The sequence below is a fragment of the Actinoplanes oryzae genome (genome assembly GCF_030757795.1).
Taxonomy (GTDB): Bacteria; Actinomycetota; Actinomycetes; order Mycobacteriales; family Micromonosporaceae; genus Actinoplanes.
The window spans coordinates 1-213 of record NZ_JAUQWH010000383.1; the positions used below are offsets into that span (position 1 = coordinate 1).

Below are 213 nucleotides of genomic sequence, written 5' to 3' on the forward strand. Positions count from 1 at the left end.
AGGGCGGAGGCGTCGCGGGGGCTGGCGATCGCGACCTGGTTGCCGTCGAAGGTCACCGTGCCCGCGTCGATGGTGTAGATCCCGCTGATGCACTTGACCAGGGTGGACTTGCCGGCCCCGTTGTCACCGACGAGCGCGGTGACCTCGCCGGGATAGACGCTCAAGCCGACGTCGTGGAGCACCTGGACGGGACCGAAGCTCTTGTCGATCCCG

Annotated in this window: 1 protein-coding gene; it reads right to left on the reverse strand. The window is 68.1% G+C overall.

Translation table 11 applies throughout. The features are described 5' to 3' along the window. Positions 1–213, reverse strand: a 213-nt coding sequence (locus RBH18_RS44040; protein WP_306216471.1) for an ATP-binding cassette domain-containing protein, incomplete at both ends; no start/stop codon positions are given.